At 56.4% G+C, this 19089-nt stretch carries 19 protein-coding genes and 6 pseudogenes; 9 read left to right on the top strand and 16 right to left on the bottom strand.

The window, feature by feature from the left end; genetic code table 11:
• Window positions 1-35: 35 nt before the first annotated feature.
• The 3 genes and pseudogenes from QD357_RS22770 to QD357_RS22780 form a co-directional block, all read right to left on the bottom strand.
• Window positions 36-1075, bottom strand: a pseudogene (locus QD357_RS22770) (tyrosine-type recombinase/integrase).
• Window positions 1072-1479 (bottom strand): type II toxin-antitoxin system VapC family toxin, encoded by a 408-nt coding sequence (locus tag QD357_RS22775; RefSeq protein WP_414125097.1) that lies wholly within the window; start codon window positions 1477-1479, stop codon window positions 1072-1074. The pseudogene QD357_RS22770 and the gene QD357_RS22775 overlap by 4 nt, the downstream one beginning before the upstream one ends.
• Entirely contained in the window at window positions 1479-1733 is a 255-nt protein-coding gene (locus QD357_RS22780; protein WP_183941340.1) for a type II toxin-antitoxin system Phd/YefM family antitoxin, read from the bottom strand. Before QD357_RS22780 ends, QD357_RS22775 begins: the two co-directional genes overlap by 1 nt.
• 262 nt (window positions 1734-1995) lie before the next feature.
• On the opposite strand from QD357_RS22780, the gene QD357_RS22785 reads away from it, so the two are divergent.
• From QD357_RS22785 to QD357_RS22800, 4 genes are all read left to right on the top strand, one after another.
• Window positions 1996-2061: a hypothetical protein gene (locus QD357_RS22785; protein ID WP_414125129.1), complete on the top strand. Its 66-nt coding sequence runs from the start codon at window positions 1996-1998 to the stop codon at window positions 2059-2061.
• A gap of 37 nt (window positions 2062-2098) precedes the next feature.
• Window positions 2099-2293 (top strand): hypothetical protein, encoded by a 195-nt coding sequence (locus QD357_RS22790; RefSeq protein WP_183941343.1) that lies wholly within the window; start codon window positions 2099-2101, stop codon window positions 2291-2293.
• 105 nt (window positions 2294-2398) lie between these two features.
• Window positions 2399-3622 carry an ATP-binding protein gene (locus tag QD357_RS22795; RefSeq protein ID WP_183941345.1) on the top strand — a complete coding sequence of 408 codons (1224 nt, stop codon included), beginning with the start codon at window positions 2399-2401 and terminating at the stop codon, window positions 3620-3622.
• 19 nt (window positions 3623-3641) lie between these two features.
• Window positions 3642-4043, top strand: coding sequence for a response regulator (locus QD357_RS22800; RefSeq protein ID WP_183941347.1), 402 nt, complete (start codon window positions 3642-3644; stop codon window positions 4041-4043).
• Window positions 4044-5093: 1050 nt separating this feature from the next.
• Here QD357_RS22800 and QD357_RS22805 read toward each other — a convergent pair.
• Both QD357_RS22805 and QD357_RS22810 read right to left on the bottom strand, forming a co-directional pair.
• Complete coding sequence (locus QD357_RS22805) at window positions 5094-6455, bottom strand: chloride channel protein (RefSeq protein WP_414125098.1); 1362 nt, start codon at window positions 6453-6455, stop codon at window positions 5094-5096.
• Between the two features lie 36 nt (window positions 6456-6491).
• Window positions 6492-6731 carry a Tn3 family transposase gene (locus QD357_RS22810; RefSeq protein ID WP_183941287.1) on the bottom strand — a complete coding sequence of 80 codons (240 nt, stop codon included), beginning with the start codon at window positions 6729-6731 and terminating at the stop codon, window positions 6492-6494.
• Between the two features lie 214 nt (window positions 6732-6945).
• Here QD357_RS22810 and QD357_RS22815 point away from each other — a divergent pair, with 214 nt between their 5' ends.
• Window positions 6946-7254 (top strand): type II toxin-antitoxin system RelB/DinJ family antitoxin, encoded by a 309-nt coding sequence (locus tag QD357_RS22815; RefSeq protein WP_183941285.1) that lies wholly within the window; start codon window positions 6946-6948, stop codon window positions 7252-7254.
• Between the two features lie 41 nt (window positions 7255-7295).
• Window positions 7296-7543 (top strand): annotated as a pseudogene (locus QD357_RS22820) (type II toxin-antitoxin system RelE/ParE family toxin).
• 610 nt (window positions 7544-8153) lie between these two features.
• Here the strand turns inward: QD357_RS22820 and QD357_RS22825 are convergent.
• The 7 genes and pseudogenes from QD357_RS22825 to QD357_RS22855 form a co-directional block, all read right to left on the bottom strand.
• The gene (locus QD357_RS22825; RefSeq protein WP_414125099.1) at window positions 8154-8291 is read right to left on the bottom strand and encodes a hypothetical protein; all 138 of its coding nucleotides are present in this window, start codon (window positions 8289-8291) and stop codon (window positions 8154-8156) included.
• 817 nt (window positions 8292-9108) lie between these two features.
• Window positions 9109-9404, bottom strand: a pseudogene (locus tag QD357_RS22830) (PRC-barrel domain-containing protein).
• Window positions 9405-9660: 256 nt separating this feature from the next.
• Window positions 9661-9852, bottom strand: a complete 192-nt coding sequence (locus tag QD357_RS22835) for a hypothetical protein (RefSeq protein WP_210319037.1) — start codon at window positions 9850-9852, stop codon at window positions 9661-9663.
• 359 nt (window positions 9853-10211) lie between these two features.
• Window positions 10212-10343, bottom strand: a pseudogene (locus tag QD357_RS22840) (chemotaxis protein CheW); the annotation flags it as partial.
• 2 nt (window positions 10344-10345) lie between these two features.
• Complete coding sequence (locus QD357_RS22845; protein WP_414125100.1) at window positions 10346-11206, bottom strand: DUF4118 domain-containing protein; 861 nt, start codon at window positions 11204-11206, stop codon at window positions 10346-10348.
• Between the two features lie 482 nt (window positions 11207-11688).
• Complete coding sequence (locus tag QD357_RS22850; RefSeq protein ID WP_183941279.1) at window positions 11689-11937, bottom strand: hypothetical protein; 249 nt, start codon at window positions 11935-11937, stop codon at window positions 11689-11691.
• A 499-nt stretch (window positions 11938-12436) separates the two neighbouring features.
• Window positions 12437-12751 (bottom strand): annotated as a pseudogene (locus QD357_RS22855) (DUF2252 family protein); the annotation flags it as partial.
• 339 nt (window positions 12752-13090) lie between these two features.
• Here QD357_RS22855 and QD357_RS22860 point away from each other — a divergent pair.
• A pseudogene (locus QD357_RS22860) lies at window positions 13091-13264 on the top strand (DUF2934 domain-containing protein); the annotation flags it as partial.
• Window positions 13265-13437: 173 nt separating this feature from the next.
• On the opposite strand, the gene QD357_RS22865 reads toward QD357_RS22860, so the two are convergent.
• Both QD357_RS22865 and QD357_RS22870 read right to left on the bottom strand, forming a co-directional pair.
• Window positions 13438-14109 carry a sigma-70 family RNA polymerase sigma factor gene (locus QD357_RS22865; RefSeq protein ID WP_414125101.1) on the bottom strand — a complete coding sequence of 224 codons (672 nt, stop codon included), beginning with the start codon at window positions 14107-14109 and terminating at the stop codon, window positions 13438-13440.
• Between the two features lie 7 nt (window positions 14110-14116).
• Window positions 14117-14371, bottom strand: a complete 255-nt coding sequence (locus QD357_RS22870; RefSeq protein ID WP_414125102.1) for a DUF982 domain-containing protein — start codon at window positions 14369-14371, stop codon at window positions 14117-14119.
• A gap of 169 nt (window positions 14372-14540) precedes the next feature.
• Between QD357_RS22870 and QD357_RS22875 the strand changes: the two genes are divergently transcribed.
• Window positions 14541-15404 carry an alpha/beta fold hydrolase gene (locus QD357_RS22875; protein ID WP_414125103.1) on the top strand — a complete coding sequence of 288 codons (864 nt, stop codon included), beginning with the start codon at window positions 14541-14543 and terminating at the stop codon, window positions 15402-15404.
• 140 nt (window positions 15405-15544) lie between these two features.
• On the opposite strand, the gene QD357_RS22880 is transcribed toward QD357_RS22875, so the two are convergent.
• Both QD357_RS22880 and QD357_RS22885 read right to left on the bottom strand, forming a co-directional pair.
• Window positions 15545-16450: a hypothetical protein gene (locus tag QD357_RS22880; RefSeq protein WP_414125104.1), complete on the bottom strand. Its 906-nt coding sequence runs from the start codon at window positions 16448-16450 to the stop codon at window positions 15545-15547.
• 309 nt (window positions 16451-16759) lie between these two features.
• Window positions 16760-16975, bottom strand: a complete 216-nt coding sequence (locus tag QD357_RS22885; RefSeq protein ID WP_246451678.1) for a hypothetical protein — start codon at window positions 16973-16975, stop codon at window positions 16760-16762.
• Window positions 16976-17204: 229 nt separating this feature from the next.
• Here QD357_RS22885 and QD357_RS22890 point away from each other — a divergent pair, with 229 nt between their 5' ends.
• Window positions 17205-18503, top strand: a complete 1299-nt coding sequence (locus tag QD357_RS22890) for a divalent metal cation transporter (protein WP_331371197.1) — start codon at window positions 17205-17207, stop codon at window positions 18501-18503.
• The last annotated feature ends 586 nt before the right edge of the window (window positions 18504-19089 follow it).

Raw genomic sequence — 19089 nt, forward strand, 5'->3', positions numbered from 1 at the left:
TTGGGAACTGGTTTTGTTTCGTGAAGGTCGGGCGGCTAGAGCCCTGGGGCCTTGGTCAGATTAATTCGGAAGCGATCACGCCGGCGCTGGTCCCGCGCGTCATCTCAGCCGAAGCATGGCCAAGCTGCTTTTGCACGTATCGCTCATCGACTTCGGCCGAGGAGGCGAGACAGGCGCGCAACGAATGCCCGGAAAACTTGAAGGCGCGCTCGATTTCGGCAAGATTGCCCCTAATGTCTGCGGCCACTGCGGTGCGCTTGACGAGGCGGGCGACTTCCTTGTCGTTCAATCGCTCCGAACCAACCAACTTGCCTTGACCGGTGACCCTTCGAAAAAGCGGACCGTGGGCAAGTTTTGCGAACTGCGTCCAGGTCTCGGTGGCAACGACCGGGCAGGTGGCATCGGAGGAGCCGCGGCCGATTTCGACCTCGCGCCATCCGGTTTTGCCGCGCAAGGTGACGAGCATGCCCTTGTTCAGAATCTCAATCCAGCCGCGTCCGTCTTCGGTCTGATCGGCCTTGAGGTCGAGGCCGACGATTTCCGAGCGCCGCAGACCGCCGGCGTAGGCGACGATATCGTCGGCCAGAACCGCTTCCTTCTGCAGCGGCGGTTTTCCATGGCTGTTGCGAACGCCGGCCATGACCGTCGCGATATGCCGGTCCTTGCGATCGAGTTGAAGACCGCGATGGGTATAGTTCCAGGACACAGACGAAAGTCTCCGTTCGATCGTCGAAACCGAATTGGCTTTTGTGCCACGCTCTGCAGCGCCGGACGCTCAGGCGGTGATGTAGAGGCCGATCGTCTGCGGATCCGGGGGGAGGGGAAGGAGGTTAGAGCGTCGGCACCACGCGGCAAAGTGTTTCCAGTCGGACGCATAGGCCTTGCGGGTGTTGGCGGAACTCGCCGCCTCGACCTAGCCCCGGGTACGATCGGCGAGGTGCTCGAGATGCGTGGCCGGGGCGCCGGTCGCCCTCGCGATAGAAAGGGGAGCACCGCCTGGATTGCTGCCGTCCGCCGCTTCGCCAGGAGGTGCAATTTCGTTGTCTGCCGGTCGCGCGTCCGAGGCATCGCTCATATCTCGGTCTCCCACGGATTGATCACGAATGCGTCCGTATCCTCGAAATCCCTGACGTTGCGCGTTACCAGGATTAGATCGTGGACGATCGCCGTCGCGGCAATCAGACCATCGATATCGCCGCGGGGGCGGATGGCAGCAATGCGACCCCACTCGACGGCGATCTGGTCGGTCACCGGTAGGATGCGGTCGCCATGATCGTGACGCAGCTTGCGCAGCCATTCGCTGAGGTGAGCGGCGGGCTTCGGATCGGATTTGTGCTTCAGCGCGATGCCGCGCATGATCTCGCCGAGCGTCAGCGCGCTCAGATGGACACTGAGCGGGTCGACCGAGCGTAGCCAGGACACCGCCTGCGGCGTGCCGCGTCGAGCCTCCGAAATAACATTGGTGTCGACCAGATACATCACAACGCCACGTCGCGGCTGGGGGTATTGGTGCGGGTTTCGACCGCGTCGGCGAGTTCATCATCCCAGACCGGACCACCGAGCAGATCGTCGACGAGTGTTGGCCTTCCGGCGCGCAGGGCGTCGTAGTCGCGGGCGGAGAGCACGATCGCTGTGCGCTCGCCGCGCAGGGTGACAATCTGTGGTCCCTCATGCCGCGCCTTTTGCACCACTTTCGAAAATTGGTTCTTGGCGTCCTGTAGCTGCCATTCCATCGATTTGCTCCAACCTAGCTAGACTGTCTAGCTAATCTATGGCATGTTTGGCCACTGGATGGAAGGGGCCGAGCGCCAAAGCGATCCGGTTTTCCGGCGAAGCCGGTTGATTCGGAAATGATGATACGACGTTGCAGCGTAAATCGCTCGACGATCTGGTGCGCACCGAACCCGCCTGGGCCGGCTGCTGGCGCTAAGATGCGCGCAAGCCGCTGTGTAGCTGGTCGGCCGCAATGAGGGCGAAAAAGCCTTGCGCGATGCGGTGCTGCTGGCCGCGCCCGGCGACGATCCCGGTCCGGCCGGGGCGATGGTTTTGGCTCTTCAATAAGCTTGCGGCGAAGAAGCGACCGATCGGCAGCAAGGTTTTGCTGGAGCTGGCGGAACTGATTGGCTTGCGCCGCGACGGCCTGGACGAACTCGCCGATCTGTTCGACGCCGCACTGCAGTCGGGCCGGGCCATCCAGACGATCTCCTTCAGTCTATGCGCACCGACTTTGCACGTGCTCGCTCAAACGCAAGGATTTGCACCTGCCGGCCTCGGTGGCAAAGAAGGGAAATAAGTCCCGATGAGGCGAGTTGTGTCTCTGAAACGAACCACTCTGAAGTGCAACATAAAATTAGTACTATAATTCTATCCTGGCCCACTCTGGGAGGAGTTCGTCGTGATGGATGCACAGACATGGGTCACCAGGCAGCAGGATGGCCTTCTCGATATCGCGTTGGATAACATGCCGCATGGGCTTTGCATGTTTTCCGCCGATAAAAAGCTGATTTTATGCAATTTTTCTTATGCACACATGTACAACCTGCGCGAAGATCTCACCGTCGCCGGTACGCCGCTGCAGGCCATACTCGACTATCGCGCCAATCTCGGCAACGGGCCGCTTCATACGGCCACGTATTTCGACGTGGTGGGATTGGCAGCCCAGAAGGGCGGAAGGGCCAGCCAGGACGTTACGCTTCAGGACGGGCGGGTGGTGCGCATCACCCATAGCTCCATGGACGATGGCCGCTACGTTGCGACCCACGAAGACATCACGGAGAGCGTCCGAAACGCTGAAGCTCTCGTCAAGCACAAGGAAACGTTGGAAGCGACGGTAGCCCTGAGAACGAAAGAAGTTGAGGAACAGGCTTGTGAGCTGGAACGACTTCTGCTGCAGGAACGCAACATCAATGAATTGCAGCGTCAATTCGTGGCGCTGGCGTCGCACGAGTTTCGCACGCCGCTGGCCATCATCGACGGAGCGGCTCAACGCCTGCTGCGCGTAAAAGGCGAGATTTCCCTTCAGTTTGTTCGAGATAAGGCGGAACAGATACGGTCCTCCGTCATGAGAATCGTCGATTTGATGGAAAGCATTCTTGCGGCAAGTCGAATGGAGAACGGCACCATTCAAATCCGACATGAGCAATTTCCGCTGAGGGCGATGATCGAGTCCTGTTGTCATCGTCAGTCGACAATTACCAAATCACACCGCATCCTCAGCAATATTGATTCCCTGCCGGAGTGTATCGAGGCCGACAAATTTGCTCTTGAGCAGGTGTTCTCGAATCTTCTATCCAATGCCGCCAAATATGCTCCCGATCAGCCCGACATCTACGTTTCTGGGTGGCAAGAAGGTGATGCGGTTAAAATTGTCGTGCGAGACAACGGCGTCGGTATCGATGCCGAGGATGTGCCGAAGATCTTTCAGCGCTATTTTCGCGCACGGACGTCCACCGGAATTCCTGGCACAGGCCTTGGCCTCTATCTGGTAAAGCAGATTGTAGACCTGCACGGTGGGTCGATCGAGATCGATAGCAAAAAGGATAGAGGCACTTCACTGATCGTCACGCTCCCGATTTCGAAAAAAGCCACTTCATCCTCCACAGACCGCACCAGCGCTGCGTGACCATCACAAGGGTAAGCGAATGACTACTGTTTTATGTATTGATGACGAGGCAGAAATCAGGGGCCTGATCGTTGAAGAGTTGACCGAGGCGGGCTTTACCACACTGGAAGCCTCGAATGGCCGAGAGGGTTTGGAAGTCCTGATATCGAAATGGCCGGATATCGTCATTTGTGACATCACGATGCCGGAAATGGACGGCCATCAGTTGCTGGCGGAAGTCCAGATCAACTATCCTGAACTTGCCAATGTCCCATTCATATTCTTAACGGCGATGACCGATAAGCAGAATGTGGTCATGGGTCTGCGAGCAGGTGCCGCCGATTATCTGACCAAGCCCATTGATTTTGAAATTCTGCTGGCGAAAATCGAAGGCTGCGTAGCGCGCATTCAAAACGACATTCGGAACGATCGGGCGTTCTGATCAACTGGGGCGCAGACGAAGCTTCTCTGCCCCAACTGCTCCAATTGCCGATGAAGCGTAAGCCCGCATGGGCCGGCCTCTTGCACAAACTCGACCCTCTGGAAGCGCGCGAGAAGCCTCTGCACGAGGCGCTTTACCGCATCGATCGTGTTCGGAATTATTCCCACTGAACGCACCTTTTTGCGCGTACGTTCGCGTCAGGCATCCTTGACAGATGAAATGATAGGAAACGATGACTGTCAAAATTCTTGCAGGGTCCTTAATGCTCACTTTGTCCACAATCGCCACGGCTCACGCCGCAGCACCTGTCTGGATCGATTAATTCGGTGCATGGGGCGCATTTTCATATAAGTGCGACGGCGGTGTGAGTTGCTACATCGTGTCGACACCGATCGCTCAGACGCCCTCCAAAGTGGATCATGGCGACAATTTCTTCATCGTCGCGCATCCATCGGGGTAGGGCCACGTCCCGGAGGCGATGGCGGGCTACGATCTCTGCCAGGGTGCGCCAATGACGGCAGTGATTGGAGGTAAAACTTTTGCGATGTTCTCCAAGGATCGGCATGGCTGGGTTCAGAATGAAGCTGACCAACCGTCCGTGATCGCGGCTCTAAAGTCGGGTGACAAATTGGAGCTGCACGCCACCTCCAAGCGAGGAACGGCGACTAGCTATACCTATTTTCTCTCTCGGGTTTCGGCTGCCTTGGAGCGAATAGAGAAGTGTAAATAGGTTTTTACGCTTTTTCCTTTTGCCCGCCGCATCTGTCGGCGGGCAATTCGCCGAGTGTAGCTATTTCTGTCTCGTTAGGCCACTGTCACAACCGAAGGCGCGGTTTGTTGTGAACGTCATTTCTGACAGTCGGCGGTCCGAGGAATTAGTCTACAGCCTCTTTCGTCAGAGGGATTGTAACCAGTCGTACAGTCAGTAACCCAATCCGCCGCGAGCATTGGTTATGGCATCACGGCATAAACCGGAATGCACGGAAGGATCAGTAGCGGTCTGAAATTTGCGCGTATGCTGCCCTGGGAGGACCCCAATGCTCGAAGGGCTCATCCGCGATCCTCGCGTTGATGGAGACCTTTTTCGACATTACGTCGGCCCCGGATCGCTGCAGCGATGAAGACGCGCGACAGGCCGTGATAAAGCGGCTCGCGCGAGAGCAGCCGCGAGGTCACATAGCCGATCATCGACACCGCCATGATAGGGATGACGGCTTGGTGGTCGCCGGTCATTTCCAGAATGATGACGAAGGCGGTCATGGGTGCCTGGACCACGCCGGCGAAATAGCCCGCCATGCCGAGGATTGCGGCAAGCGCCACACTCCCGCCAACTAGCGTGCCGATCGTGCTGCCTAAGCCGGCGCCGACGGCAAGCGACGGTGCGAAAATGCCGCCGGGAATACCAGAGATCATCGACAGGAAACCTGCCAACAGCTTCTCGAAAAAGAAGAGCAGTGGCAGAGGCTGTCCTTCCACCGCGCTGCGGGCCTGCTGATAGCCGGTGCCAAATGTCTGACCTCCAGACACTACCCCGATGGCGGCAACGGCAAGGCCACAGAGGCCGGCAAGGATCAGCATGCGCTTCAGCGGCTCGGGATGCGCCCAACGGCGGATGCGGATGCCCGCGTAGAGAGCAAGTCCGCTGAAGGTGGCGCCGAGCGCCCCACCGCCAACTCCGCAGATCAGCATGACAATCCAATCGCGAAGTATGGTCGGCGCGGCACTTGCGGTGCCAAAATAGTTGTAGCTGCCGGAAAGGCCGAGTGCGGCAAGACCGGATAGGATCACAGCCATCAGGACGAGGCCATTGGCACGGGCTTCATAGGTGCGGCTCATCTCCTCGATGGCAAAGACGATCCCGGCAAGCGGTGTATTGAAGGCGGCGGCAATGCCAGCCGCCGATCCGGCAAGGATCAGCCCCTTTGCCTGCGCCATGCCGCCAAAGCGGGCGACGGCGAGCATGAAAGAGGCGCCAACCTGCACCGTCGGGCCTTCGCGACCGATCGAAGCGCCGGTGAGAAGCCCCAATATGGTCAGCACGATCTTGCCGAAAGCGAGCCGCAGCGACAGCAGTTTCGTGCGGTCCTCTTCGTGATGCAGGTGCCGTGCGGCGATGGCCTGCGGAATGCCGCTCCCTTGCGAATTGGGAAAGAGGGTCGCTGCGAGATAGGCTGACAGCACGAAGCCGAGCGGTGTAAGCAGAAGCGGCAGCAACCACGTCCATTCGCTCGATTGGGCCAGGCCGGCAAAGATGCGCTGCGCCAGATCGGCAAGCTTGGCGAAGCCAACGCTGATCACGCCGATTGCCAGAGCCCCTGTCCAGAATACCAGGCGCGGCCGCCAGAGATTGAAAGAACCCCATAGGACGCGGGAACGGCGGAATAATTTCGGTTTACGGAAGCGCGATGACATCAGTTGCCCAAACGAGGTGGAGAGAGCTGCTAAACGCTATATGTCATGCAGTGATATAAAAAACGAGGTTTGATTAAAGTGCCGAAGGCGGATCGGCGTAAGGTGGCGACAGTTTGAGAGCATCTTCTCATCGAATGGTCTGCCTTGTTTGCGCAGAGCCTCCCTCATTCGTCCGAGATAGCGGCTATTGAAGAGAACGATGGCAGCCGTGACGAGATTGAGGGCTGCAGCCCGGCTCGTCTGATTTTCATGGCTACGACCCCGAAAGCAGCGCATCTAGGCGCTTGTTGAGATCGTCTTCGGTCATGGGTGTCCTATAGATATATATGATTCACGTATATTCAGTGGCTTGATGTCAATCTTGTCGTGGGTCGCGGATTCGTATCCCATCAAGAGCATTAAAATAAAAGGAATTTTGGAGAGGTCGAAAACTCACTGTGGATATTGTCATTCAAATGCATTACTTTTGTTACTGAATGTGGAGATAGCCATGGCTGCAAATGCACTTGTCCAAACACGTATTGATGCTGAAGTTCGCGATCGTGCTTCAGCCGTTCTTGAGAGCATGGGCCTAACGGTATCGGACGCGGTTCGGATCTTGCTCACCCGGACGGCTAATGAGGGTGTGCTTCCGCTTGAACTTTTCTCGGGCAGTGAAGCTCACGACGCTTGGTTTCGCACGAAGGTACTGGAAGCATTGAACGACACTCGGCCTGACATTTCGGATGACGAAGTCGAGCCACATTTCGCTGAGCGTCGAGCGACAGCGCGCCTCAGAGCGGGTGGCCGCAAATCGTGAAGCTGACGTGATCGGCGTTCGCTCTATCGGATCGCGACGCCATATTCACCTACATCGAGGCAGATAATCCTTCAGCCGCTGTCCTGATCGACGAACGGATCACGGCTGCCACTCGCCGCTTGATCGACTTTCCCGCAAGCGGTCGCGTCGGAAGAATTGCAGGGACGCGCGAACTGGTGATCAACGGAACGCCTTATAGTGCGGCGTAGTCGTTACTGAGGCAGCAGTTCGTGTCCTTCGCGTCCTTCATGGCTCGCAGGAATGGCCAGAGACTTTGCCAAATAGCTGAGCTTCTAGCTTGACGCGCAACCTTTAGATGCTCTGCAATAATCGCCGCCTCGATCTCGCGCCACAGTTGGCAGTCTCATGAGATCGCCGCGGGTCAGCGTCAGATATACGCGCGCTGCTGTCGGCGGTGCCAAATCCGGATCCTGCAAGAAGGCGGACAAATGCGGTTGTTGCTGATCCGTCAGGATCTCCGCTGAAACCCGTCGGACATGTAGCCCCCGAGGCAATCTGCCAAAAGGTCTCAGCGATCCATTACGTGCTTTCGGGCTGAATCTCTTCAAGAATGAGCCGCCTGCGCCGATGATGTTGATGAAGCCATGACGAAATCGATCATATATTCTTCGATCTCCGCTTGCGCTGGCGCGCAACTAGAACCTATCGTTTCACCAATGATTCCGAATCCATCGCTGTCCCGCAGCCAAGCTATTGTGTTTCCTGGATAATCTGTCACGGAGCAGGGTAATCAATGATCGGGTCGACGGCCCGCATCCTTTCAAGGCGAATTATGTGTCCAATGCAAGGTGGTCACGACCGGTGCTGCCGCAGCGTGCCCCAGTTCGTTCCAACAGAATTGATGATCGACGCGTAGCGCCAGCACTTCCACATCGGCATTACGCTGAACGCAGATAGCGTCGGCGCTCGCCGCCGGTAAGGCTGTGATACTCGGCAACAGCGCCATCGAAATCGTACTCGACCGCGCCAAGCGCCACCTTTGAACTCACTTCGATCATCAGGACGCCGGGCGGCACAAATGCTCCACGGCCGAAAATACCTTAGGAACCGCCCCGCTGTAGTTGCGTTTCAATTCTAAGTGACCATGAAAATAGTTGTTGAGAAAAGCGATGGATCAAGAGGATGACCAGCCGCGCGATCTAAGCTCTCGTCGTCAAAATTTTGTCGGCTATACAGAAGTGTGGCAGCGCTTGAAGTCCTCGCCCGCATTCGAGGTACCAGATGGCACTGAGAGGGTGTTTCGTGACGTTCTGCGTCGGCTCGATGAGGCTAGCCGCGAGGGCGGCGTTAAACAGAGGTGAAATGCGCGCAGCGAGGGTAAATGCTATGGTATTCCGGGCTGAAATCGAAGGACAACAATGGGACTTTCGCCGCAACGACACGCTACGATCGGTTTCCCGTTTCGAGGACCTGATCTCGCCACGGGTCTAATCGGCAAACCAGAGCTCTCCTCGATGCCAACGCGGGCGTTCGCCAATTCCCGTTCGATCCAAAAGTGTGTTTGCGGACATATTCCTCTCCTTGCACCGGCGACCTGCACAGGACGCGTGACCATCCGCGAGGCCGACAATGTGGGAAGAATATTTGCGGCTTTCGTGATTTTTCCCTGGCAGGCTGTAATATCGGGCACAGGCTGCGTGATTAACGGTTCAAGTCGAATAGCGGCAGTACGGTGATGCATCCGGTCGCCCGGGCCGGGCGACCTTTTCAGGCAATCTGGCTGAGTGGCCATTTCCAGGGCGCGATCATACCGACGATGCTGACCGGCTCATTGGGCCTTCTGCCCAGCCGCCTCAACGCTGCATGCGAGGCGAAGGTATCGTCACGCCGCACTCAGTCGTGGTGCTCGGGCATTTTCTTCAATTCGTCCTTCGTCCAGCTTGTGACGGCATGGACGTCACCGTCTTCGTCCCGCATGAAGTCGAGATCCGAAATTGGAACAGCGACGGCTTAGCACCGATGCCCAGGAATCCCCCGACATCAATGACAGTAGAACCCCCGGCGCCTGAGCCATGAATGTGGTCGACCGTCCCAATCTTACGATCATCGGCTCCATAGATAGTTGCGCCTTCAAGGACGGCCGGGGTAAGTTCGGAGGGCATCAAGCGTACGTGGATGGTGTGATCCATGTTTGTTTCCTCCTATGTTGGAGGAGGAATAATCGAGCGGGGAGCCGAATGTTCCGCCATTCGAGAGCCTGGAGGTGACGGATCACGTCATCCGCACAGACGGACGCAAGCGGAAGGTCAGCAGTCTGTCCGGTATCGATCCGAGAAACGGCCCGACACCAATACTGCTCGACCTGGAACACCCAGATGACGAACCTAGTGCGTTTTATGTCCGAGATTCTGCGGTGCATAAGGCGAACGGACGTTCCCCCTCCGTTCAGTCTTTGAGACTGGCGCTTGCCGTCATTCCAAGCTCGAAGAGCTTTTTCTCGTCGTGAACGCCTTGTTGGTAAAGTTTGATCACCAGGGCCGCAATGGCCTCGGCCTTTTCGTGTTCACGGTTGATGCCCAGTTCGGCAAGAATGGCATCAAATGCGCATTGGCAGACTCCAAGCGCTTGGGAATCCAACGATATATCTCTGTCGCGAGAGTATCTGGAGACCACCTTAGCCACCTCCTTGAACACCAATACTTGGGAAGCTGACTAGAAGCTAAATCTTTCTTTGACGCATTTCAATAATCAAAGTAGACAAGGGAAATGGCAGAGGAGCGACTTTTAAATCCAGTTGTTTTGACTGGCTCGTCATGCGGCATCAATGCTTCAGCCACTTCGCAAAGCACAGCCAGATATCTGATGTGGTCGACGGTCATCACCGGCAAGCAGAGCGTGAAATTATTTCAAAGTCGGGAATGCTTAAACGCCTTTGCCGGGGCGAACCTATGCTCCTGATTTTGCTGCGTTAGAGAGGGCTGCCCGCGCCGTTAAGATGTGCCGCGCAGGTTCATTGCGTCGGTGACCTCGGGCGGTGTGTGGGGCAGCGGCGTTGCCCATCCCCGAATTTCCCAAATCGAAGTGGTCCTGATGCAGAACTGCTGAGCGCCAAGGTGGAAGGCAATGATCTCTAATGTCTTGACGGAAAACGACGAGCATGCTCGCCAACGAGGGCAGCTCCAAGGAGTCCCCTGATCACATCAACCATTATACCAGGATCGCACGGACGCCGTTGCGGCAAGAAAGCCAAGCCGACAATCATTTGCCACGCGTCTTTTTTCATCACAGGCCAGAAATCGAAGCGCGAGGCATCGAATGGGTAAACACCCGCCACGACGTGCTTGCCGGTGGCGAGCGAGGACCGCGCCGCCTCGCTCTCTAGTTCAGTGGGTTGGAGGTTGCCGCGCCTTTCGACGAGCTCTACCCCTCCTTCGGCAAGCTCCATCACGATAACCGGCACGTGGAATATTGCTTCCAAGGCATTGGCGCCGGCCGAAACGATTGTCTTTGCATCGTTAGCACGGCCAATCTCGTGACTGCCGGTCTGGATAAGCATCATTTGGCGCCTGAGGAGTATCGCATCATCTGCATTTCGACGTGCGATCGAGGCAATAGCACTGGTGATGCATCCGACGACGAACAGCAATGCGATCGCCCATATGTTTGCTGGATCGTTGACGATGAGCGTGTAGCGCGGTTCGGTCAGAAAGAAATTGTAGGCGAGCGCGCCAAGCACAGCTGAAAAGAGAGAAGGACCCAGACCAAAAATGGCACCCGCCGTAACAACTGGCAGAACATAGATGAGCGAAAGGTTGGGAATAGCCACTTCCCGGTCAAGCCCGACCGTCACGGCCGTTGCAAGCGCAGTCATAATAAATGTCGTCAGGTAGCGGGCGACCAGTGGTGCGTCCGCCAGTTGCAGCATTCCGGTGGTATCGGCGGCCCCCGAGAGCGTCTGATCACTCCCAGATATTGGATCATCTGTGCTCACAATGAATCCCCTTGTCGAATCCCTCGCGCAGGACCGTGGAAATGCGCCGGCTGCTCTTGCTGGCAATTCGTGGCTGGACGAAGCTCTTTCGAGCGCCGGTATGATCGTGGATCGAGCGCGCGCCTACGCCCCTCTCACATAGGTGGGCGCTACGACATAAAAACTCCATCGGCATTGGGGCCCCAATTTATAAAAATGTCATATACGTCGCGTTGTTTCAGCGACGGACGTTTGCCAGGCTATTAAAAGTCGCCAGACGCGAACGTGATTCGCAATGGTCTGCTGCATTGCGGGCTATATGACCGCCCATCCGGGCATTTCAAGAATCGAATAATGACCCTCATCGCAAGCGGTATATCGTTGTCGTTGAGAATCTGGCTTCAACGGCGCGGCTGTCGAGAAGTTGCTGCGACCCGGCAAGCAGCGTCCCCCGCGACGGCTTGTGCTATTCACCCGACCCGCCATTGGGAGCGGTTTCAACGTTAAATGGCTTCGCGTGCATAAATGAGATCGGGCGTGACGATCCATTCGTTGGACCTCAGTACCCCGACATTGAGGCGACCGTTGGAATCCCGCAGCGCCAATCCCGCAAATCGATAGGTTTGTCCATCCCCATCTCGTACCCATTCTCGTACCAGATTGGGACCGATCTTGCATAGGATGGGTCCTTCGCGCACGATGTCATTCAAAATGAAATATTCGAACGGAAATCTGGCACTGATCGTCATCATGGGTAGCGTCCCCGACGCCGGCCTGCCACCTCACCGCCATCAATTATACTCGGATCATCCGATCGGTTCTACGTCGAATCCATTGCTCGGCCGACTTCCGCGGACTCTTAACCGGTCCTAAGGCGGGAGCAAATATCGCAAGTGCGGTATTTGTTCAGCCACCTGCGTATCGACCGGTGCGCGCGTTTTCTGTTTCTGTGCTGGAGCCGCTCTAAAAATCTGTCCCAATCCGCTCAAGCTTCAAATTGTTGCTCGCTGTCATCGCAAGCTGGAAGCTCCGCCTCGCCAAGTCCAGGTTGTTGATTTCCGTGATGATTTAATCCAGTTTTGCGGCTAAGACCCAATCAAAAATTAGAACAATCAATCGTTTCAAGATTTTACAGCGGTTAGGGCGAGTTGGCGCAAAATAGAAACTAGGATCAAAATCTCGTGCAACTCAACAGTCCTTGGGCTTGCCTAGATGCGGCGTGCCGGCCTGTCTTTCCACGGAGGCGACCTCGTGTCCCGCAATGAGGGCCTGAAGCATTCTTGCGGTCGTGACGCCGGGGAGATCTGAATCTCGTGCAGCCGATGCGAGCGAAAGGCCGAGACGGCTGAGGTCGCGTGCGGGATTGCCAATAACCGTCTGATCGAAATCTCTGATCTGAACAGCAACGTCGCCATCGCAATCTGCCAAGGCGCCTAGATTCCCCAGATGACAGTCACCGTAGATCCGAACTGAAGGCCCTTCTGGGACGGATATTGAACGCCTGCTCAGCCATTCATAAAAATGCTTGGTCGTGCCTCGTATGTATGTTTCCGGGGACCGCGCCATCTTAAGGTTTCGCCGATCCTTGCCGCTCATCAGGTCACATTTGCGCCTCTGCTACGTTGTGCTCACGATGCAATTGATGAACGAGCCAAAGCAGGCTGGGTTCCGACGCGCCATCGCGCGATGGCCGATCGCTCCGATGAAACCTTGCGGACGTCCCTAAAGATCTTGCTAGGCAACTTTGAAGACGCGAGTACCGACTGCTTGTGATGTCGGATGTGGAGGCTTTGGCTGGCGACGACAGCGGAACAATGCTCGCGCAACAGGGTTACTACGACGCAGAATGAACAGTGCAGGGAAATCGATTCCTTGCGACGGTTGTTGTTCCTGCGAGGATGAGCGATGGGAATCGACAAACACGAACAAATCCGACGCCGCGCCTACGAAATTTGGGAGGTGGAGGGCCGCCCGGAGGGTTCAGCAACAAGGCATTGGCTACAAGCTTGCGATGAATTGGCGGAGGATAACGAGCACGAGACGTTGCAAGATCTGATCGACGAGGACGATCGCGACGATGAGTCTTCAGAGACACCAAACCTGCTCCCGCGGTTGAGTAAAGATCGATAAGGGCTGCGGATTGCGTCCCCAGCCGGCGGCGCGGTGGCAAATAACGGGCTTTGGTGTGTCCTTCGCCATCCGCCAAGTCTGCATATTACCAACCGAGGAGTGGGCTAAGACTAGCGCGCGGCTTAATGTATTGAGGCGGCGGCGCGAACAGACTCCTCGCCCAACATGGCGATAAGCGCATTGCGAGCACGCGAGACCCGGCTCTTGATTGTTCCGATCTCGCAACCGCAGCGCTCGGCAGCAGCCTCGTAGGAAACACCTTCAACGATCATGAGAAGAGCGTCGCGTTGATATTTCGGAAGCCGATCGAGCGCTTTGCCGACCTCAATAGCATAGATGCACTTTTGCTGTCGGCACTCCATCGGTACCTCGAAAACAACATCGTCGTTCGCCCGAATCTCCAGCCGCTTCCGACGCTTGTATTCCGTCATATAGGTGTTTCGCATGATAGTGAACGCCCAGCTCTTGAGGCTGGTGCCGGGGGTGAACTTTTCCGAATGGCGCAGAATCTTCCACACGGTCTCCTGCGCGAGATCGTCGACATCCGTCGGGCTGGAGACAAATCTTCTGGCGAAATTTCGCAGCGCTGGAAGTAGCAATACGACATCAGCGTGCAGCGACGCGCTCGTTGCTTCGGGCATCTTCTTCCTCCTGATGGGATAGAAGAGCAATGCTTGCGAAGTGTCCTTGTTCCAAGGATTTTTTGAGGAAGGGCATTCGGCTAAAACGCTGATGACATCGCTGCAATACAGCTTCCAGAAGGACCAGAATAGTGCGGTGAGCATAACGTCCATTGGACCGTCACGCTGCAAATATCTGGATACCGCCTTCTTCGAGTGCAGCCAGAAAGGCACTCCTTGCGACCAAAGCTTCCACGTGACCTTCATGGGCACTAATGAGCGTCCGCTTGGCGTTCTTATAGGCAATCCCGTGTGCCTTCGTCGGCCAGTTCCGTAGCAAATAGTGGGTAGCGGCTTCGGTGTTGGCGATCGTCAGGCGCTGGCTGGATTTGGTGGCCCCGATTATAATTGGCTTGTTCCACAATTGTCTTGTCATGGCCATTCTCCGCTGGTGGAACGGCACCGCAATGTTCCCGGGATAAAATCCTGTCGCCACACAACCCATCAGCTCACGCTTACATCATTGCGATCGGACCTTTTATCCGGAACAATTCGATGCCCTGAACGTAAGAAACAATCGATCCAATATTTGAGGGAGGCCGGAGTTGTTCGACGGAATGGCACTGGATTATATTGACGTTGGTCCCGGCCTTTTGCGCGTTCGCCACGGCGGCCATGGGCCGCCGTTGTTGCTCCTGCACGGCCATCCGCGAACGCATATGACCTGGGGCTATGTCGCGGGCTTATTGTCTTCACATTTCACGATCGTCTGCCCGGATCTCAGGGGATTCGGAAAGTCGTTCCAGCCGATTGATAGCGAGGACAGCCGCCATTCTTCGAAACGGGCAAAAGCGCTGGACTGTGTGGAACTGATGCAAGCATTAGGACATCGGACATTTGCCGTGGCGGGGCATGACCGAGGCAGCTACGTGGCATTCCGCCTTGCTATGGAACATCCGGAGACCGTTACGAAGGTCGGCGTGATCGATAGTATTCCGATCCTCGAGCATCTCGAACGGATGGATTGGCGGTTCGCGCGCGACTGGTATCACTGCTTCTTCTTCGCACAGTCTGAAAAGCCCGAGCAAGCGATCAATGCCGACCCGCTGGCTTGGTACAGCGCCATTTGCCCAGATATCATGGGCGAAGAGGCCTATGATGACCTGTTGACGGCGATCCATAATCCAGCCGTTGTTCATGGAATGATCGAGGACTATAGGGCGGGCTTAACCGTTGATCGGGAAGATGAACTGCAGGACCGGGTTGCCGGAAGGCGGATCACATGCCCGATGCTCTGCCTTTGGTCGACTGGAGACGATCTCGAGCATTTCTTCGGCGACCCGAGGGAAATCTGGCGGTCGTGGGCGACGAATGTTACGGGTCACGGTATCGAAAGCGGCCATCATGTCGCTGAAGAAAACCCGGTTGATCTCGCAAATTCGCTACGATTTTTTTTCAGCGATGAATGAACCGGTGACCGTGCCTGCCCACCACCCAACCGGCTTGAGGCTCGCGTTTACGTTTACGCAAAGGATATCAGTATTTCCATTTGTCACCGGGCGTTCTGCGTCATCGCAATGACGCAGAGCAAATTGCTTGCGGGTGCACCTCAAGGGCGTCGGACGCGCGTGTCAACGAGTAGATTCTCTTCTTCGTCACGCTGACGGCCACCAAGGGCTGAAGCCGCGGATGCTATGAATGCGCCGACCAGCAGAGACAGGGCACCGACCAGCGCGGTCGTTGCGCCCGTCTTCCTGACTTTGTCGGCCGCTTCTTTTGCGGCGGATTTGGCATCATCGATTTGCTTGAGCACAGCATCGACACGGTTGCGGGCATCCGTTTCGGAGAGGCCGGTGCGGGCGGAAATGATCGTTGCGATATAGGATTTGTCTCCATCCGGGAGCTGTCCGCTCGCTGCGCCCTGCAAGAGAATTCGCGAGACTTCGGCAGCGGCTGCTCCATCGTCGGACTGAGCCCGATCCGCAGCCTTTGCAGGCCGAAGAAGGGTATCGACATAGTACGCGGTCGAGTCCGCATTCGGGGCTGATGCAGCTGAAACGCCGACACTGATCGCGTTTTGAGCGACCTGGCCCGCAGCATTGGCGGACGCACTTGCCAGCGAAGTCAATGAAGAGGCGAGGAATCCCGCCACGAACACTGTCGCCAGCGCCCAACTTAGAAACCCATGTGCCGTGTCCCGAAAAAAGACCTCGTCCGAGTGAACTTCAACCCATTTCGTGCGGAGCCGACCGGTCAAATAGCCACCGATCGCTGATGACAGCCACTGAACAACAACGAGCCAGATCGCCGCGGTGATACCGACGGTGGTTGCCGAACTACTTTGACCGGACCATGGAGATACCATCGTCAGCCCGACGCCTGAGCCGAGCAGCAGAAGAATGAGAGTAATCCCGGTTGCCGCAAGGGCGCCTCCGATGACGGGCCCCCAAACAATAGCGGGCTTGGAGGATTCGATAGGGGTGGCACCTGCGGGCGCGTTTTCGACGACGGACATCGGCGCCTCCTATCGCGTGAAGAGAACGAGAAGAATGACGATCGGCAATGGAATGCCGAGAAGCCAGAGCAGAATACCTCGACCCATTTGATTATCCTCCAGAGGTTGTACTGATGCCAATTGTAACGGCGCCTGATCAGATTTTGTTCCTGAGTTCGGCGTCGCATGCCGCGTAAGCTCAAAATTACGGTTTCTGAAAAAACCGCCTATTTTCGACCCCATCCTGGCGAAGCAGGCGTGCAACGCCATCACCATCGCAGGACTTGTCGCGACGGCTCTTCCTACTTCTGACGCATTCGTTGATGGCGCCTATTGCAATGGCATCTGCCTTGTCAGCTCATCGAAGGACGGCGTTTGCCGTTTCGCCGCCATCAGCAGGTCGAGTTCAATTGAAGAAGGGCCGAAGCGGACGAAGAGGTCCTCTGCCACGACTTCGTCGAGCCTATATTTCTTTCGAAATTCCGCCAAGGAATAAGCCACACCTCTTAAGGGGCGACACCGTTCGAAGCCTCGTTGCGTCTTCATGTCGATGATCCTCTTCGCTTCGCTCAAAGCACAATCGTCGTTGTGGCTGAAAGTTCCTCTCCTGGCGAAAAATCGCGAAATAGAACGCATAGATTGTAAAAGGAATACGGTTAAGTTTTTGGAGTTGCATTGTTTTTAGCGCCTCGCGCTCTCGGGAACAAATAGACGCAATGCGCGGTTCACTTGCGCCGTGACCGGCGTAAACGCGCCGTGGAATTTGGGAGGCATCATGAGCGACTATCAGATAGACGACAAAAGTGAGGTTGTTGAACCATCAAAACCACGGCTATTGGAAATCCTGGGGCCTGGCCTGGTCACTGGCGCCTCCGATGACGATCCGAGCGGCATCGCCACTTACTCACAAGCAGGAGCGCAGTTCGGCTATGTCGCGAGCTGGACTTTGATCTTTACCTATCCGCTGATGGTGGCCGTGCAGATGATCAGCGCGCGCATCGGTCGGACAACAGGTCGTGGTTTGGCAGGCAGCATGGCGCAATGCTATCCGCGGTGGGTTGGTGTTAGCATCACAATTCCGCTGCTGCTTGCGAATGTCATCAATCTTGGTGCAGATCTGGGAGCGATGGGAGATGCGGCGCATCTGCTCGTCAACGGCAATTCGCTAATCTATGTCGCTGTCTTCGGTGTGATCTGCATCCTGCTGCAGGTGCTTTTGAAGTACAAGCGCTATGTCGCGGTGCTGAAATGGCTGAGCCTAGCGCTGCTTTCCTATATCGCAACCTTGTTCGTAATACACGTTGACTGGTCGAATTTCTCTCGTGGACTTCTGCTGCCAACGCTTAAGGCGGACCCAAACTACTGGTCGATGATCGTGGCGATCTTTGGGACCACCATCAGCCCCTATCTTTTCTTCTGGCAGGCCTCGCAGGAGGCCGAAGATCTGAAGGAAAAGCCGCGTCAGGAAGCACTTGTCAAGCATCCCCAGGAAGCGAAGCGCGCGAACGAACGCATCACGCTGGATACGTTCATCGGCATGGCTGCGTCCAACATCGTCGCGCTTGCGATTATCACGACCACCGCCGCGACGCTCCACAAGGCCGGTGTAACGAATATCGAGAACTCGGTCGATGCAGCGAAAGCTATCGAGCCGCTCGCGGGAAGTTTTGCCAAGATCATCTTCGCGACCGGCATCATCGGAACGGGTCTATTGGCTGTCCCGGTTCTCGCCGGTTCGGCAGCTTATGCGGTCGGAGAGGCGGCACGCTGGAAGGTGGGGCTATCGCGCGAGCCGAGCGAGGCAAAGGCTTTTTACGCAACGGTTGGATTGGCGACGATCGTAGGAATGCTTTTGAACTTCACGCCGATCCCGCCGATGAAGGCCTTGTTTTGGAGCGCCGTCATCAATGGCGTGGTCGCGGTTCCCGTCATGGTGCTCCTGATGCTGATTGCGACCAACCATAAAGTCATGAAGCAGTTTGTCATTCGCGGCGGTTTGAAAGTATTTGGCTGGGCCTCCTGCCTTGCCATGTTCGCCGCCGTGATTGGCATGGCGGTGACGGCCCTCTTCTAGCGAATGCATGACCAAAACTTCCGGCCGACCTCGGGCCTAGTCATAGGCGAGGACTGCTCGCTTCCAAGTGAAACCTCAAATGGTCGATTGTGGTGCAACCGTTCAATCAAGTTTGCGACTCACGGGCATTTCGGCTCAATGGCGGACGAGGTAATCGGTATCGGGCTCAACCATGTGATCAAACGGCCAGTAGACGATTTTTTTGTCACGACTGAGACTGGTCCAGAGCATGGGGCGATGTCTGGCCGGGCCGTTGAACATTGTGACGGTGGAAGACTATTGCCCCCGCGATCAACACGCACCCGAACAGGATGGCCGGGACCAGGATAGCCAGCACGATGTATGCCGCGAGCGCACCGTATTTTCCTCTTTCGAAGACGGGCATTGTTCCGTTCCTTCAGAAGGATGGGACTTTGTGGTCCAACCTTCGTCTTGCTCGCAAGTTCTCGTTCAAACTTGATATCGGCGTATGCCTCGGCTCTCGCCAAAGGGCTGTTCGCGCCATGGGGCGGCTGGAGCCAGCCTTATCCCTAGCCTTATTTTCAGAGCAATCCGGAGTAAGGAACACCCGTTTCCATTGTCGTCA

This window comes from Rhizobium sp. BR 317 (assembly GCF_047445835.1).
In the GTDB taxonomy this organism is placed as follows: Bacteria; Pseudomonadota; Alphaproteobacteria; order Rhizobiales; family Rhizobiaceae; genus Rhizobium; species Rhizobium paranaense.

Coding starts and splice junctions, on each gene's coding strand:
- QD357_RS22775 (WP_414125097.1), bottom strand. CDS start 1,479: ATGTATCTGGTCGACACCAATGTTATTTCGGAGGCTCGACGCGGCACG.
- QD357_RS22780 (WP_183941340.1), bottom strand. CDS start 1,733: ATGGAATGGCAGCTACAGGACGCCAAGAACCAATTTTCGAAAGTGGTG.
- QD357_RS22795 (WP_183941345.1), top strand. CDS start 2,399: ATGGATGCACAGACATGGGTCACCAGGCAGCAGGATGGCCTTCTCGAT.
- QD357_RS22800 (WP_183941347.1), top strand. CDS start 3,642: ATGACTACTGTTTTATGTATTGATGACGAGGCAGAAATCAGGGGCCTG.
- QD357_RS22805 (WP_414125098.1), bottom strand. CDS start 6,455: ATGTCATCGCGCTTCCGTAAACCGAAATTATTCCGCCGTTCCCGCGTC.
- QD357_RS22810 (WP_183941287.1), bottom strand. CDS start 6,731: ATGCGCTGCTTTCGGGGTCGTAGCCATGAAAATCAGACGAGCCGGGCT.
- QD357_RS22815 (WP_183941285.1), top strand. CDS start 6,946: ATGGCTGCAAATGCACTTGTCCAAACACGTATTGATGCTGAAGTTCGC.
- QD357_RS22850 (WP_183941279.1), bottom strand. CDS start 11,937: ATGATGACGATCAGTGCCAGATTTCCGTTCGAATATTTCATTTTGAAT.
- QD357_RS22865 (WP_414125101.1), bottom strand. CDS start 14,109: ATGGACGTTATGCTCACCGCACTATTCTGGTCCTTCTGGAAGCTGTAT.
- QD357_RS22870 (WP_414125102.1), bottom strand. CDS start 14,371: ATGACAAGACAATTGTGGAACAAGCCAATTATAATCGGGGCCACCAAA.
- QD357_RS22880 (WP_414125104.1), bottom strand. CDS start 16,450: ATGTCCGTCGTCGAAAACGCGCCCGCAGGTGCCACCCCTATCGAATCC.
- QD357_RS22885 (WP_246451678.1), bottom strand. CDS start 16,975: ATGAAGACGCAACGAGGCTTCGAACGGTGTCGCCCCTTAAGAGGTGTG.
- QD357_RS22890 (WP_331371197.1), top strand. CDS start 17,205: ATGAGCGACTATCAGATAGACGACAAAAGTGAGGTTGTTGAACCATCA.